The organism is Staphylococcus sp. HMSC36A10 (genome assembly GCF_001838845.1).
GTDB classification, from domain to species: domain Bacteria; phylum Bacillota; class Bacilli; order Staphylococcales; family Staphylococcaceae; genus Staphylococcus; species Staphylococcus aureus.
The window spans coordinates 35,488-49,845 of sequence record NZ_KV839064.1 but is presented as its reverse complement, the minus strand read 5'-3'; the positions used below and the strand labels follow the sequence as shown (position 1 = coordinate 49,845).

Sequence of the window (14,358 nt, the reverse complement as noted above, 5' to 3'; positions counted from 1 at the left end):
TCTTTATATCTACTTTTTTGAGTGCGAATCTAAAAATATGATCAAGCTAGTTTGATCAATTTCACTAGAACTGAATGAAGTGAAAGTATTATCGTTGAATCAAACGCGACCACCCCTATATTAGTAAATCATTTATTTTATTAACGTTTATACATAATTGTTAGAGAGGAATAAATGTCCTTATCATTAGTTGTTAAACAACACTTTAAAGACTAGAAATGAGTTAGAAAATACTAGTAATATATAGCAAACCCAGTCAATGTCATATACAGCGATTTATAAATATTGTAAAATATGATAGATACACGAATCGTAAAGGAGAGAGACAAGTGGAGGATAAGAATTCAGTTATTGTATTTAAAAATGTTTCATTTCAATATCAAAGTGATGCATCCTTCACATTGAAAGATGTTTCTTTTAATATACCTAAAGGTCAGTGGACATCTATTGTTGGTCATAACGGTTCTGGAAAATCTACAATTGCCAAGTTAATGATTGGCATAGAGAAAGTTAAATCTGGAGAAATTTTTTATAATAATCAAGCTATAACTGATGATAATTTTGAAAAGTTAAGAAAAGACATAGGAATAGTATTCCAGAATCCGGATAATCAATTTGTTGGTTCAATTGTAAAATACGATGTGGCATTTGGACTCGAAAATCATGCGGTTCCACATGACGAAATGCATAGAAGAGTCAGCGAAGCACTTAAACAAGTTGATATGTTAGAACGTGCGGATTATGAACCTAATGCATTATCGGGGGGACAGAAGCAGCGTGTGGCTATAGCAAGTGTATTAGCACTTAACCCCTCTGTCATTATATTAGATGAGGCGACTTCTATGTTAGATCCTGATGCACGTCAAAATTTATTGGATTTAGTGAGAAAAGTTAAATCAGAACATAATATTACAATCATTTCTATTACGCATGATTTATCTGAGGCGATGGAAGCAGATCATGTTATCGTTATGAATAAAGGGACTGTCCATAAAGAAGGCACAGCGATTGAAATTTTCGACCATGCAGAAGAGTTAACAACAATAGGTCTAGATTTGCCATTCCCAATCAAAATAAATCAAATGCTGGGATACCAAACATCATTCTTAACTTATGAAGGGCTGGTGGATCAACTATGACTATACGCTTTGACAATGTAAGTTATACCTATCAAAAAGGGACACCATACCAGCATCAAGCTATTCATGATGTTAATACAGAATTTGAACAAGGTAAATATTACGCCATCGTTGGACAAACGGGTAGTGGTAAATCAACATTGATACAAAATATTAATGCACTGTTAAAGCCAACTACTGGGACAGTTACAGTTGATGACATTACTATTACACATAAGACCAAAGATAAATATATTAGACCTGTAAGAAAAAGAATTGGAATGGTATTTCAATTTCCCGAATCTCAATTATTTGAGGACACAGTAGAGCGTGAAATGATATTTGGACCTAAAAACTTTAAAATGAATTTAGATGAAGCCAAAAACTATGCCCATCGTCTGTTGATGGATTTAGGTTTTTCAAGAGAAGTAATGTCACAATCACCATTTCAAATGTCAGGTGGACAAATGCGTAAAATAGCGATTGTATCGATATTGGCAATGAATCCTGATATTATCGTGGTTGATGAACCCACAGCAGGACTTGATCCACAAAGTAAACGACAAGTAATGCGATTACTAAAGTCACTACAAACAGATGAAAATAAGGCAATTATCCTAATTTCACATGATATGAATGAAGTCGCGCGTTATGCAGATGAAGTCATCGTTATGAAAGAAGGTAGTATAGTGTCGCAAACATCACCAAAAGAGCTCTTCAAAGATAAAGAAAAATTGGCGGATTGGCATATTGGTTTGCCAGAAATTGTTCAGTTACAATATGACTTTGAACAAAAACATCAAACAAAATTAAAAGATATTGCCTTAACTGAAGAAGCATTTGTAAGCTTGTATAAGGAGTGGCAACATGAAAAATAAATTGATTATAGGGCGATATTTACCAATTAATTCTTTTGTTCATCATCTTGATCCAAGAGCAAAGTTAATGTTTGTTTTTCTTTTTATTATATTAATATTTTTCTGTCATTCACCATTAACATACCTTTGGGTGTTTGCACTTATCTTATTCTTTATGAGATTAGCAAAAATTCAATTATGGTTCCTAATCAAAGGTTTAACACCAATATTTTTCTTTTTAATCTTCACATTAATGATGCATATATTTTTAACTAAAGGTGGATATGTATTAGTTGAATGGCATGGCATCACGATTGAAACTAATGGTATTTTAGAAGGGTTTTATATATCATTGCGTTTAATTGGGATTGTGATGATTGCAACAATTATGACACTATCTACAAGTCCAATTGATTTAACAGATGCGTTTGAAAGATTACTTGCACCACTAAAGATGTTTAAATTACCAGTTCATCAATTAAGTATGATAATGTCCATTGCGTTACGATTCATCCCGACGTTAATGGATGAGTTAGATAAAATTATTTTGGCACAAAAGTCGCGTGGTTCTGAAATAAGTTCAGGGAACATTGCAACACGTATTAAATCATTTATTCCATTACTAGTGCCACTATTCATCTCAGCTTTCCAACGCGCCGAAGAATTAGCGGTCGCAATGGAAGTTAGGGGTTATGATGCCAATGTTAAGAGAACGAGCTACAGACAGTTTAAATGGCAATTGAGAGATACGTTATCTTTAATCATGATTATCCCAATTGCTATTATTTTATTCGTATTAAAATATTCAGGAGTGTAAATTCATGCGTATATTAGTAGAAATTGCGTATCAAGGAAATAATTTTCTAGGTTTTCAAATTCAACAAAATGGTCGAACGGTACAGCAACAATTTGAAAAGCTATTACAACGCATGCATAAAAGACATGTGAGAATCCATCCTTCAAGTAGGACTGATAGAGGTGTACATGCGATACAGCAATACTTTCATTTCGACACAGAGCTGAATATACCTATGTCACAATGGCAATATGCAATGAACCGAACGTTACCTGATGATATTTATGTCAACAATGTAGTTACAGTCGATGACGATTTTCATTGTCGTTACGATTGTGTAGGTAAACGCTATCGATATAAAGTATATCAAGCACAACACCGCGATCCATTTCAAAGTGGTTTGAAAACATTTATTCCTGAAACGTTGGATTTAGATAAAATGAACAGAGCGGCACAACAATTCATAGGTACACATGATTTTACGGGATTTTGTTCGCAAAAAACTGAAGTAGAAAGCAAGGTTAGAACATTATACCAAAGTGAAATTGTAAAGACAGATGATGGCTTTGATTATATTGTCACTGGATCTGGATTTTTATATAACATGGTGCGTGTCTTAGTTGCATTTTTAATAGAAGTTGGAAAAGGACGACATGAAATTTCTGATGTGCCGAAGCTACTTGAATCAAAGAATCGTAAGAATGTTCCTTTCACTGCAACGGCTGAAGGATTATATTTAGAGAAGATTTATTTAGATGAAAATGAGTTATTAAAAGACTTTGGCAACGATATCAAAATACATCGTAAAAAATCATTACAAAATGACTGATTGCCATTGACAAAAAGCTTGTGAAATTATAAGATTATTAACGGTATTGTTTTATATCCACCCCACGATAAGCCCCGGAAACTTATTGTGTTACAAGATATATAAGCAGAAACGAACAACAGTTAACAAAATAAATGAAATTAAACGTTTTAAAAATGAAACAAATGAAATCATCTATTAGGTTATGAAACTGTTTATAGCTTGAATAGAAGCATTTATTTTTTAGGAGGACAATTATTATGCGTCAAACATTTATGGCAAATGAATCAAACATTGAGCGCAAATGGTATGTTATCGATGCTGAAGGCCAAACATTAGGTCGTTTATCATCAGAAGTAGCATCTATCTTACGCGGTAAAAATAAAGTAACTTACACACCACACGTTGATACTGGTGATTATGTAATCGTTATTAATGCATCAAAAATCGAATTTACTGGTAACAAAGAAACTGACAAAGTTTACTACCGTCACTCAAATCACCCAGGTGGTATCAAATCAATCACTGCTGGTGAATTAAGAAGAACTAACCCAGAACGTTTAATTGAAAACTCAATTAAAGGTATGTTACCAAGCACTCGTTTAGGCGAAAAACAAGGTAAAAAATTATTTGTATATGGTGGCGCTGAACATCCACACGCTGCACAACAACCAGAAAACTACGAATTACGTGGTTAATTAGAAGGAGGAAATGACTTTGGCACAAGTTGAATATAGAGGCACAGGCCGTCGTAAAAACTCAGTAGCACGTGTACGTTTAGTACCAGGTGAAGGTAACATCACAGTTAATAACCGTGACGTACGCGAATACTTACCATTCGAATCATTAATTTTAGACTTAAACCAACCATTTGATGTAACTGAAACTAAAGGTAACTATGATGTTTTAGTTAACGTTCATGGTGGTGGTTTCACTGGACAAGCTCAAGCTATCCGTCACGGAATCGCTCGTGCATTATTAGAAGCAGATCCTGAATACAGAGGTTCTTTAAAACGCGCTGGATTACTTACTCGTGACCCACGTATGAAAGAACGTAAAAAACCAGGTCTTAAAGCAGCTCGTCGTTCACCTCAATTCTCAAAACGTTAATTGTCGGACGATATATACAAAACACTTCGATGTTATGTCGAGGTGTTTTTTTGCGTTTGTGTGGGGAATATGAAATGTATGTAGTATAAATGAACTTTCCTTTATTTAATGTCTCAGGAATAGAATAAATTCAACTATGAATTATTGATTTACACGTATAATTTGTACATGCTTACACAATCAAAAGTTTACATTATTAAATTGTCATTTAGCTTGCGGAGGGTAGACGATAACTCAAGAGCCTTAATTAAAAAGTATTATTAAAATAAGGAGTGACTTAATTGAAAGATTCTATATTTTGGAAGAAAGCTTTTATTCCTGTTTATTTTATTGTTGCGATGCTGGTGTTTCTACTTTTTAGGTTTTATATTAAAACAGATAACTTTTCTATGTATTTAATGATTATCTTCTTAATTTGTTTAGGAACTGCATCTATCATTTATAACTATAAAACCAATCGATAAATATAAGTATGAAATGTATAAGTCACAGTTAAATCTAAATCTTGCTGCGGCTTTTTATCGAAATGACAATTTTAAATCGCCAAAAACAACATTTTCAGTCCGTCATAAAACAGCATTTTCAGCCCACCATCGACTAAACACCTCATCCCAAAATATGCTAACAATCCTCCACAACAATCAATCCAACATCCCTCATAATCACAACGCACAAAATCTACTCATGCATTTTTGGAATACTTAGTATTACAAATAACGATTTTTATTCATCTAACAAAGGTTATATAATGTAATGAAGGCAATTTTTATGTATTACAAATCTAATCGTACATGTAAAATTTTGATAAACATCATTAATTTTGCGTAACTATCATTAGATTACAAATCACATTTGAAGGGAAATGAATATAAATGACTGATAAAAAGTACACTGCAGCCGATATGGTTATTGATACTTTGAAAAATAATGGGGTAGAATATGTTTTTGGTATTCCGGGTGCAAAGATTGACTATCTATTTAATGCTTTAATTGATGATGGTCCTGAACTTATTGTCACTCGTCATGAACAAAACGCCGCAATGATGGCGCAAGGTATTGGAAGATTAACAGGCAAACCGGGTGTAGTACTTGTTACAAGTGGTCCTGGTGTAAGTAATTTAACTACTGGATTATTAACCGCAACATCTGAAGGGGATCCTGTATTAGCGTTAGGTGGCCAAGTGAAACGTAATGATTTATTACGATTAACGCATCAAAGTATTGATAATGCTGCTTTATTAAAATATTCATCAAAATATAGTGAAGAAGTACAAGATCCTGAATCATTATCAGAAGTTATGACAAATGCAATTCGAATTGCTACTTCAGGAAAAAATGGCGCAAGTTTTATTAGTATTCCGCAAGATGTGATTTCTTCACCAGTTGAATCTAAGGCGATATCACTTTGTCAAAAACCAAATTTAGGTGTACCAAGTGAACAAGATATTAATGATGTCATTGAAGCGATTAAAAATGCATCATTTCCTGTTTTATTAGCTGGTATGAGAAGTTCTAGTGCAGAAGAAACAAATGCCATTCGTAAGCTAGTAGAGCGTACCAATTTACCCGTTGTAGAAACATTCCAAGGTGCGGGTGTGATTAGTCGTGAATTAGAAAATCATTTCTTTGGGCGAGTGGGCTTATTCCGCAATCAAGTTGGTGATGAATTATTACGTAAAAGTGATTTAGTTGTTACAATCGGTTATGATCCTATAGAATATGAGGCTAGTAACTGGAATAAAGAATTAGATACGCAAATAATCAATATTGACGAAGTTCAAGCTGAAATTACTAATTATATGCAACCGAAAAAAGAGTTGATTGGTAATATTGCTAAAACAATTGAAATGATTTCTGTCAAAGTAGATGAGCCATTTATAAATCAACAACATTTGGATGAATTAGAAAAGTTAAGAGCGCATATTGATCAAGAAACTGGTATTAAAGCGACGCATGAAGAAGGCATCTTACACCCAGTTGAAATTATAGAATCTATGCAAAAGGTATTAACTGATGAAACAACAGTGACAGTTGATGTTGGTAGTCACTATATTTGGATGGCACGTAATTTCAGAAGTTACAATCCAAGACATTTATTATTTAGTAACGGTATGCAAACGCTTGGTGTAGCATTACCGTGGGCAATTTCAGCTGCGCTTGTACGCCCTAATACGCAAGTTGTATCCGTTGCTGGCGATGGAGGCTTTTTATTTTCATCACAAGATTTAGAAACAGCCGTACGTAAAAATCTAAACATTATTCAACTTATTTGGAACGATGGAAAATATAACATGGTTGAATTCCAAGAAGAAATGAAATATAAACGTTCATCAGGCGTAGACTTCGGTCCTGTAGATTTCGTAAAATATGCTGAATCATTTGGCGCAAAAGGTTTACGAGTTACTAATCAAGAAGAATTAGAAGCGGCAATTAAAGAGGGGTATGAAACAGATGGCCCAGTATTAATTGATATACCTGTAAATTACAAAGATAATATCAAACTTTCAACAAATATGTTACCTGACGTATTTAACTAAAACAAAGATAAATGTTAATGAGGAGTGGGAAATTTTATGGCTAGTGTTTTATATCAACATGGTACATTAGGCACATTAATGGCAGGTTTATTAAAAGGAACTGCATCAATAAATGAATTATTGCAGCATGGTGACCTAGGTATCGCTACACTAACAGGTTCAAATGGTGAGGTCATCTTTTTAGATGGAAAAGCCTATCATGCAAATGAACATAAAGAATTTGTGGAATTAAAAGGTGACGAGTTAACACCATATGCAACTGTAACTAAATTCGTAGCAGATACGAGCTATGAAACGAAAGATAAATCTTCTGAAGCAGTTTTTGCAGAAATTAAGGAGAAAATGCTGAGTGAAAATTTATTTTCAGCAGTAAAAATTTCAGGCTTATTTAAAAAAATGCATGTACGTATGATGCCGGCTCAAGAACCACCTTATACACGTTTAATCGATTCAGCTAGAAGACAACCTGAACAAACTGAAACGTATGTCAAAGGTTCAGTCGTTGGTTTCTTTACACCAGAATTATTCCATGGTATCGGATCAGCAGGATTCCATGTACACTTTGCAAATGATGATCGTAATTTTGGTGGACATGTCTTAGATTTTGAAGTAGAAGATGTTAAGGTAGAAATCCAAAATATAGAAACATTTGAACAGCATTTTCCAATACATGATGGGGATTTCATAAATGCAAATATTGACTATAAAGATATTGCAGACGAAATTAGAGAAGCTGAATAATGAATGCGGAAATGTAATGACGGTTTATGAAAATTGAGACATTGACTTCATAATTTTCGATTTGGAAATTTAGCAATGATAAAAGGTTGATTAATACGGTTAAGCATGATTACAATAGAACAAATATATTTATGAATACGTCTAAGCAATAAAATAAATCCCTTCACTATTAGCGGTAGTGAGGGGATTTATTTAGGTTCCAGATATTTGAGATTTGCTGTTATGTTTAGATAATAAATTGAGGAAGACATTAATATAGAATTTACAATTGCATAGCTGGTTTATTGGTACGAGAACTAAGAAACAATATATGACAAGATCATTCATTTCATACTAAAAAGACAAACGCAATTTTTCAGCGTTTGCCTCATGTAATTATTCTTCATTTTCAAATTATTATTTAACTACAATTTGTATCTGTTTGATTGTACTTGGATCAATTGAATTTTTAGCGTCGTCATTTTTCTTTAGATTCACTACTTTTTTATTACCATCATTCAAAGTAAGTGTATAAGTTGCAGTTTGCGCATTATTAATTTTTTCTGTTGTAACACCACGTTGTGAAGCTAATTCATTTTTTACTTTACTGTCAATTTCTTGATAAAGTACCTTTTTATTTTCTGGAAAAACAAAGTAAGTTCGATGTAATGCAGTAATACCATCTACTGAGATCGTGTAAGGTACAGTGTGTTTCCCATCCATTGTCAATTCCTTATAACCGTTATTACTATCTGCAGATGCTTCATGACTCGGTAAAGCTGCACCTACTGTTGATAATAATCCCAATGCTAAAGTGGCAGTAACAAATGATTTTAGTTTCATAACTCAATCTCCTTTTTGTTTTGTAGGATATTACACTATTTGTATAACACGTTTCATAAAGTTTAAAACATACTTTTTGATTTTTTTATATTTTTGATTTTTAGTAATAGTTTTTAACGAGGGATATGACTCGTGTATTTTGAAAAAAGAAATATAATAAACCATCATGTTACTATAATTTTAAATCATTAATTATCATCTTTATTTAATGTTTGTTGTAATTCAAAGCGCACGCCGGATTCATTAGAAGTCGACGTATTTTTGTTTGTAATAGAGTATCCAGTCATTGAAATTTTAGATTCAATATCTGAAGCGGTATTTGTAGATTCGGGATTATAGAAGCTACATTCATAAGTTTTATCATCTTTCTTTTTAAGTATAAACATACCTTTTGCTTTAACTTCGACTTTAGTTTTGTTAATGATAAAAGTTTGAGTGCTATCGCTGTAATTAACACCAGCCCAAACCGATTCATTATCTTTCACAACGTGGAAGTCATCATCTTGTTTAACGACAGTTACTTTATCTTTTTTTGTATTAAAGTCATCTTTAGATAAGCCTGGATACAACACATATGCATATTTACTATCTGTATTAGAATGCTTTTGAGTTACTTCATAATATTGATTAGTTTTACTGTCTTGCTTTTGACTTTTATTTATATCACTCCACTTACCAGTATGACTTTCTTTTTTTACAGTTATTTTCGATTCGTTTAAAAAATGATAGCCTATATTGTTTTTAGGTTTATTGGTTGACTCTAAAAAGACGGAATTGGTTCCCTGATTATCGGAAGCGGTTGTTTGTTTATCGTCTGTATATAACGTATACCCATTCGCTTTGCGATTTTCAATCGTTGTAACTGGATTCTTTGATGAATCAGTACTTTTAATGCCAGTTCCTAAGAAGACAATTTTATCGTTTAATATGAAATATGATTTTTTGGCAGTTAAAGTTTTGTCCTGATTTTCAAAATCCATTCCGATACTAGCATGTTGGTCATCGAATTTTGTTCCGCCTACAAAAGTTTTACTCGACTTTTTAACATCCGTACCTTTAGGTTCTTCATTTTCTAAAGTTGTTGTACCTGCTAAACGTTTCATATCAGCTGTCGCCCAGAAGTTATCACGGTAGTGTTTCACATCGCTATTGTATAAATAAGACATTCCAGCACCAGTGTGCCAACCTTTTAAGTTCTCTCCGTTGATACTTTCGTAACGTGCGACGTTTTTCGACGTCATACTTAAACCAAATGCAAAGTCTAAGTCTTTATTGTGATAGGTGACACGATCCATGTCATTATATATTTTAAGTTGTTGTGTTAAACCGTTAGTAGAAATAGTGCTGTCTTCCATTAAAGACTTCATTTTGCTTATATCCGAATAAGAGCTTAATGTATCATTTTGGCCGTAACTTGAATCAGATTTAACAGAAGTTTTAACGATTTGCTTATACTTAGCTTTTGTTGAATCATCCATGGCATCACTCAATCTCAACAATGATTTCATTACAGTCGCTGACGCTGTATGACTCGTTTCATTTTCACGACTGATAGCTCTACCTCTTGATAAATCCATCATTTCACCTTTATAAATGAGTGGCATAAATCCGTCGTCAATCCATGACTTTAAGGTTGTATCATTTTGGGTTTTATCATTAAAAGGTGTTTCTTTTATCATCGGCATCATTTGAGAAATCCCCTCTAAGAGTACAACGCCATAAGCACCAGTGTATGGGACGTCTTGATGATCAATATAAGAGCCGTCTTTATAGAATCCATTACGTTCTTTACCAGTTGCATTACTTTGAACGTAAGTGAAGACTTTATTAAATGCATCTATTGAATTTTTAGTTATATCTTTATCTTCTTCGATAATACTTTCTAAAAGTTTTACTTTAGCAATGTCTACTAAATTTCCCCCTTTAGCTTGTTCAGGTTGTCCTACTGATGATAATATTTTGTCACTTTCTGGGGCGAAAGTTTTGATAGGGGCAGTGTATTTTTTCTTTTCGTCATTTGAAAATTGATCATTCAGCAATATAAGGGTATTTGTTAATGCTCTAGGTGTTCCAATTTCATAATCCCACCAATTTAAATTGGTATTTCTAGAAGTTTTATTTTTAAAGTTTGAGGTCAAATCAGCAACTTTTTTATCTGGTTCTTTTCCATATGCATTTTTATGCAGCCACTCAAGGGCATCTTTCACTTTCTTCTTGTTTTCATCTATTTTTAACTTAGTATCTTTATGCTTCATCGCTTCTGCGATTTTCTCAATATTACGATAGGTACGAGTCATATCCGCAGACTTCGTATCTAAATCTTTTGAGTTTTCCCACAAGTATTTCCTATCACTTTCAGTTTTCATCTCACTAAGTAATTTCTTTGCCTCATTCTCCGTAGCCTCAAACTTCTTCTTCATTGCGTCATTCTTCTCATCATACTTATCATAACCATAGTTAACGTCCAGCCATGTGTTCCTCAACTTTTCATAATCTGGCGTTTGAACATTCGTATCAGCCACAGCGATTTGATATTTATCAATACTTCTGAATTCACCACCATTCAAAGTAATCACACCAGCCATTAATAACGTAATGGTGGATAATTTTTGCCATTTCTTTATTCTATATGTCATTGACATGTCTCCTTTTTGTGTTGCGCGTGCGCAATGAATATTATGATTAAATAATGATTCAATTTTTCAAAATTCGTTAACGTATACAAATGACTGTCTACTGTCAAACAATCCACAAAGAATGTTGATGCATATAAACAATCGATCACCCAAATTTTCCGCATCACCCAAAAATTGCAACGAAAATAATTTTTAAAAAATTAAATATTATCAATCTTAGTGATTATATCATTTTAAATGTTTAAGTTATACAATTTTTAAAGTAATTAAAAACGATGAAATGTAAAATGTTAAAAAAGAGACAAATTTAAATTTGAGTAATAAAATAAGAGGTATTCAAACGAGGATGGTAATATATAAAGCAACATTACTTAAGATGCCACCAACATAACTGAAAGGATAGTCGCAATGAAAACTAAAGAAGTCGTAGCGCTCATGAATATATCTCAAGACACTTTAAGATATTATGAAAAGGTTGGTGTGATTCCACCTGTTAATCGAGATGAAAATGGATATAGAATATATAATGATAGTGATTTAAATTGGATTTATTTAGTGAAAAATTTGCGAAATGCAGGCGTCAGTATTGAATCGCTTATCGAATTTTGCAGGTTAGCGCAGCTTCCTAAAAATGAAAATATTCAAGCACAGCAAAAGCAAATTTTAAATAAGCAACTCGAAGAATTAAATGAAAACTTAAAGACAATTCATGATGCGAGAGATTTACTACAATATAAAATTGATAATTATGATAATCATATTGCTAAAATCAATGCTAGTGATAATCATGATGACAATGTTGAACGTCTTTGGGAGAGAAAGTAAACCTATGGCTTGCTATAGAGTTCGCTCCATGGTTTATAGTGGACTTACAAGATAAAGGAGGTTCATTTTATGAATCATATTGAAATAAGTAAAGATGTAAAGATACCAGTATTAGGCTTCGGAGTATTTCAAATTCCTCAAGAACAAACAGCAGAAGCGGTTAAAGAAGCAATTAAAGCGGGCTATAGACATATTGATACAGCGCAAAGTTATTTAAATGAAACTGAAGTAGGTCAAGGTATTGAAGCTTCAGGTATTGATAGAAGTGAACTATTCATTACGACTAAAGTATGGATTGAAAATGTAAACTATGAAGATACTATCAAATCAATCGAACGATCATTACAACGATTAAATTTAGACTATCTTGATCTAGTGCTTATTCACCAACCTTATAATGATGTATATGGCTCATGGCGTGCATTAGAAGAGTTAAAAGAAAATGGTAAAATTAAAGCAATCGGTGTATCTAACTTCGGCGTTGATCGAATTGTAGATTTAGGTATTCACAATCAAATTCAACCACAAGTGAACCAAATAGAAATTAATCCATTCCATCAACAAGAAGAACAAGTTGCAGCACTTCAACAAGAAAATGTTGTGGTAGAAGCTTGGGCACCATTTGCAGAAGGTAAAAATCAATTATTCCAAAATCAATTGTTGCAGGCCATTGCAGATAAATATAACAAATCAATTGCACAAGTTATTTTACGCTGGTTAGTAGAACGTGACATCGTTGTACTCGCAAAATCAGTGAATCCAGAACGTATGGCTCAAAACTTAGATATATTTGATTTTGAACTTACAGAAGAAGATAAACAACAAATTGCGACATTAGAAGAAAGTAATAGCCAATTTTTCTCACATGCTGATCCAGAGATGATTAAAGCACTTACAAGCAGAGAATTAGATGTTTAATCATAATATAACAAAGTAAATCATTTACATTACGCTAACCTGAACTTGGATGTTAAAGTCTATGTTTCAGGTTATTTTATTACTCTTAAAAGTGAATAGAGCAAGCAAATAAGTTATTATATATTTTTATATTATGCAATAACTTACCTAAGGTTATAATTAGATAATTAATATGTCTTGGAATTAATTATCTAATAAGTTGTATAGCAGGTGGCGATATGACATATATACACTTCTCTATTATTATATTAATTACAGGTATCATTACGCATATGACAATGTACTTTGTACCATTTGAATGTCGGAAAATGCCATTATTTATGACGATTATTTTTACAATTTAAAAGCAGTAAAGACTCATATTATAGCCAAAAACATTAATAAAAGTTTGTTAAATGATAAAGGGTTGAGTATTGGTAAATTTACTCAAAAGGTTAAGTGGTTCTTATTGGAAGTTAATAAATGACAAAGGAAAAAGAGTAGCTTCTTTAACTAAAGAAGAAAAAATCTTAAGGGAATAAGGTGATGTAAATTATGTGCTTTGATATAAATAATTTGGATATAAAAAAGTTGAATTTTAGAAAGATAAAAAACGCAATTCATTTAAGTTTAAGTGGCGATAAATACCAGTTTTTGAAGGACGGTAAAACTATCAATAATACTTATTTTTTAGCTGTATATGATAATGCAATAAACATTTTTGAAGATTTGTTTTCGCCTTCTGATTCTATAAATTTGGTTCATGTAGTATATGTTTATAATGAACCTTATAAGAAAACAAATGTTATAAAAAAATTTACATCGTTAACAATAGATGAATTGTATTACTTTAAAGAATATAAAAAGGAGAAGGATGATAATATTTTGTGCGAGGAGTTTTCATATAAGTGTTCCATAAAAGATATAAAACATAAAAAATTATTAAAAGCTATATCCAATCAAGACTTTAAAGGGTTAGTTCCAAATATCAATCAGAATGATAATTATTCTGAAATATATATAATTAACAATACTAAAAACTTAATATATCATTTATATGATGATAGAGGTCTATGGCTAGCTTTTAATAATAATGAAGATTATGCAAGATATTCTGAAAAATATAATGATTTAATATCGGAATTTGATAACGAAGATATCTAATTTTTTAATATTCGCAGCTATTATTTTTTTTCTTGTTTTATGTTTAT

Annotated in this window: 16 protein-coding genes and 1 pseudogene; 13 read left to right on the top strand and 4 right to left on the bottom strand. The window is 32.2% G+C overall.

Annotated elements, in window-relative coordinates; genetic code table 11:
• Nucleotides 1–329 precede the first annotated feature (329 nt).
• The 7 genes from HMPREF3247_RS00260 (at nt 330) to HMPREF3247_RS00230 (ending at nt 5,153) form a co-directional block, all read left to right on the top strand.
• Nucleotides 330–1,139, top strand: coding sequence for an energy-coupling factor transporter ATPase (locus HMPREF3247_RS00260; RefSeq protein ID WP_000389653.1), 810 nt, complete (start codon nt 330–332; stop codon nt 1,137–1,139).
• A complete protein-coding gene (locus tag HMPREF3247_RS00255) occupies nt 1,136–1,996 on the top strand; it encodes an energy-coupling factor transporter ATPase (protein ID WP_000155392.1) in 861 nt (286 codons plus the stop codon). The genes HMPREF3247_RS00260 and HMPREF3247_RS00255 overlap by 4 nt, the downstream gene beginning before the upstream one ends.
• Entirely contained in the window at nt 1,986–2,792 is an 807-nt protein-coding gene (locus HMPREF3247_RS00250) for an energy-coupling factor transporter transmembrane component T family protein (RefSeq protein ID WP_070866156.1), read from the top strand. The genes HMPREF3247_RS00255 and HMPREF3247_RS00250 overlap by 11 nt, the downstream gene beginning before the upstream one ends.
• 4 nt (nt 2,793–2,796) lie before the next feature.
• Nucleotides 2,797–3,600, top strand: a complete 804-nt coding sequence (truA, locus tag HMPREF3247_RS00245; RefSeq protein ID WP_001221855.1) for a tRNA pseudouridine(38-40) synthase TruA — start codon at nt 2,797–2,799, stop codon at nt 3,598–3,600.
• Nucleotides 3,601–3,839: 239 nt separating this feature from the next.
• Complete coding sequence (rplM, locus tag HMPREF3247_RS00240; protein WP_001250038.1) at nt 3,840–4,277, top strand: 50S ribosomal protein L13; 438 nt, start codon at nt 3,840–3,842, stop codon at nt 4,275–4,277.
• A 19-nt stretch (nt 4,278–4,296) separates the two neighbouring features.
• A complete protein-coding gene (rpsI, locus tag HMPREF3247_RS00235; protein WP_001790547.1) occupies nt 4,297–4,689 on the top strand; it encodes a 30S ribosomal protein S9 in 393 nt (130 codons plus the stop codon).
• A gap of 281 nt (nt 4,690–4,970) precedes the next feature.
• The gene (locus HMPREF3247_RS00230) at nt 4,971–5,153 is read left to right on the top strand and encodes a hypothetical protein (protein WP_000655246.1); all 183 of its coding nucleotides are present in this window, start codon (nt 4,971–4,973) and stop codon (nt 5,151–5,153) included.
• Here the strand turns inward: HMPREF3247_RS00230 and HMPREF3247_RS00225 are convergent.
• Nucleotides 5,135–5,364, bottom strand: a pseudogene (locus HMPREF3247_RS00225) (hypothetical protein). The gene HMPREF3247_RS00230 and the pseudogene HMPREF3247_RS00225 overlap by 19 nt on opposite strands.
• A 197-nt stretch (nt 5,365–5,561) precedes the next feature.
• Between HMPREF3247_RS00225 and alsS the strand changes: the two are divergent.
• Both alsS and budA read left to right on the top strand, forming a co-directional pair.
• Nucleotides 5,562–7,226, top strand: a complete 1,665-nt coding sequence (gene alsS, locus HMPREF3247_RS00220) for an acetolactate synthase AlsS (protein WP_000130148.1) — start codon at nt 5,562–5,564, stop codon at nt 7,224–7,226.
• Nucleotides 7,227–7,262: 36 nt separating this feature from the next.
• Nucleotides 7,263–7,967, top strand: a complete 705-nt coding sequence (budA, locus tag HMPREF3247_RS00215; protein ID WP_000179064.1) for an acetolactate decarboxylase — start codon at nt 7,263–7,265, stop codon at nt 7,965–7,967.
• 396 nt (nt 7,968–8,363) lie between these two features.
• On the opposite strand, the gene HMPREF3247_RS00210 is transcribed toward budA, so the two are convergent.
• The 3 genes from HMPREF3247_RS00210 to HMPREF3247_RS00200 all read right to left on the bottom strand — a co-directional run bounded on the left by HMPREF3247_RS00210 (nt 8,364) and on the right by HMPREF3247_RS00200 (nt 11,589).
• On the bottom strand, nt 8,364–8,789 hold the full coding sequence (locus HMPREF3247_RS00210; RefSeq protein WP_000769705.1) for an MAP domain-containing protein: 426 nt from the start codon (nt 8,787–8,789) through the stop codon (nt 8,364–8,366).
• 188 nt (nt 8,790–8,977) lie between these two features.
• Entirely contained in the window at nt 8,978–11,425 is a 2,448-nt protein-coding gene (locus HMPREF3247_RS00205; RefSeq protein WP_000222232.1) for a polysaccharide lyase 8 family protein, read from the bottom strand.
• Nucleotides 11,422–11,589 carry a hypothetical protein gene (locus tag HMPREF3247_RS00200; RefSeq protein ID WP_001790107.1) on the bottom strand — a complete coding sequence of 56 codons (168 nt, stop codon included), beginning with the start codon at nt 11,587–11,589 and terminating at the stop codon, nt 11,422–11,424. The genes HMPREF3247_RS00205 and HMPREF3247_RS00200 overlap by 4 nt, the downstream gene beginning before the upstream one ends.
• A 244-nt stretch (nt 11,590–11,833) precedes the next feature.
• On the opposite strand from HMPREF3247_RS00200, the gene HMPREF3247_RS00195 reads away from it, so the two are divergent.
• The 4 genes from HMPREF3247_RS00195 to HMPREF3247_RS00180 all read left to right on the top strand — a co-directional run bounded on the left by HMPREF3247_RS00195 (nt 11,834) and on the right by HMPREF3247_RS00180 (nt 14,311).
• Entirely contained in the window at nt 11,834–12,250 is a 417-nt protein-coding gene (locus tag HMPREF3247_RS00195) for a MerR family transcriptional regulator (RefSeq protein ID WP_000850008.1), read from the top strand.
• 69 nt (nt 12,251–12,319) lie between these two features.
• Nucleotides 12,320–13,168, top strand: coding sequence for an aldo/keto reductase (locus HMPREF3247_RS00190; protein WP_001015500.1), 849 nt, complete (start codon nt 12,320–12,322; stop codon nt 13,166–13,168).
• Between the two features lie 218 nt (nt 13,169–13,386).
• Entirely contained in the window at nt 13,387–13,512 is a 126-nt protein-coding gene (locus tag HMPREF3247_RS00185) for a hypothetical protein (RefSeq protein ID WP_001566764.1), read from the top strand.
• A gap of 190 nt (nt 13,513–13,702) precedes the next feature.
• Nucleotides 13,703–14,311 carry a DUF3885 domain-containing protein gene (locus tag HMPREF3247_RS00180; protein ID WP_000333458.1) on the top strand — a complete coding sequence of 203 codons (609 nt, stop codon included), beginning with the start codon at nt 13,703–13,705 and terminating at the stop codon, nt 14,309–14,311.
• The last annotated feature ends 47 nt before the right edge of the window (nt 14,312–14,358 follow it).

Coding starts and splice junctions, on each gene's coding strand:
- HMPREF3247_RS00255 (WP_000155392.1), top strand. CDS start 1,136: ATGACTATACGCTTTGACAATGTAAGTTATACCTATCAAAAAGGGACA.
- HMPREF3247_RS00250 (WP_070866156.1), top strand. CDS start 1,986: ATGAAAAATAAATTGATTATAGGGCGATATTTACCAATTAATTCTTTT.
- truA (WP_001221855.1), top strand. CDS start 2,797: ATGCGTATATTAGTAGAAATTGCGTATCAAGGAAATAATTTTCTAGGT.
- rplM (WP_001250038.1), top strand. CDS start 3,840: ATGCGTCAAACATTTATGGCAAATGAATCAAACATTGAGCGCAAATGG.
- alsS (WP_000130148.1), top strand. CDS start 5,562: ATGACTGATAAAAAGTACACTGCAGCCGATATGGTTATTGATACTTTG.
- budA (WP_000179064.1), top strand. CDS start 7,263: ATGGCTAGTGTTTTATATCAACATGGTACATTAGGCACATTAATGGCA.
- HMPREF3247_RS00210 (WP_000769705.1), bottom strand. CDS start 8,789: ATGAAACTAAAATCATTTGTTACTGCCACTTTAGCATTGGGATTATTA.
- HMPREF3247_RS00205 (WP_000222232.1), bottom strand. CDS start 11,425: ATGACATATAGAATAAAGAAATGGCAAAAATTATCCACCATTACGTTA.
- HMPREF3247_RS00200 (WP_001790107.1), bottom strand. CDS start 11,589: ATGCGGAAAATTTGGGTGATCGATTGTTTATATGCATCAACATTCTTT.
- HMPREF3247_RS00195 (WP_000850008.1), top strand. CDS start 11,834: ATGAAAACTAAAGAAGTCGTAGCGCTCATGAATATATCTCAAGACACT.
- HMPREF3247_RS00190 (WP_001015500.1), top strand. CDS start 12,320: ATGAATCATATTGAAATAAGTAAAGATGTAAAGATACCAGTATTAGGC.
- HMPREF3247_RS00185 (WP_001566764.1), top strand. CDS start 13,387: ATGACATATATACACTTCTCTATTATTATATTAATTACAGGTATCATT.
- HMPREF3247_RS00180 (WP_000333458.1), top strand. CDS start 13,703: ATGTGCTTTGATATAAATAATTTGGATATAAAAAAGTTGAATTTTAGA.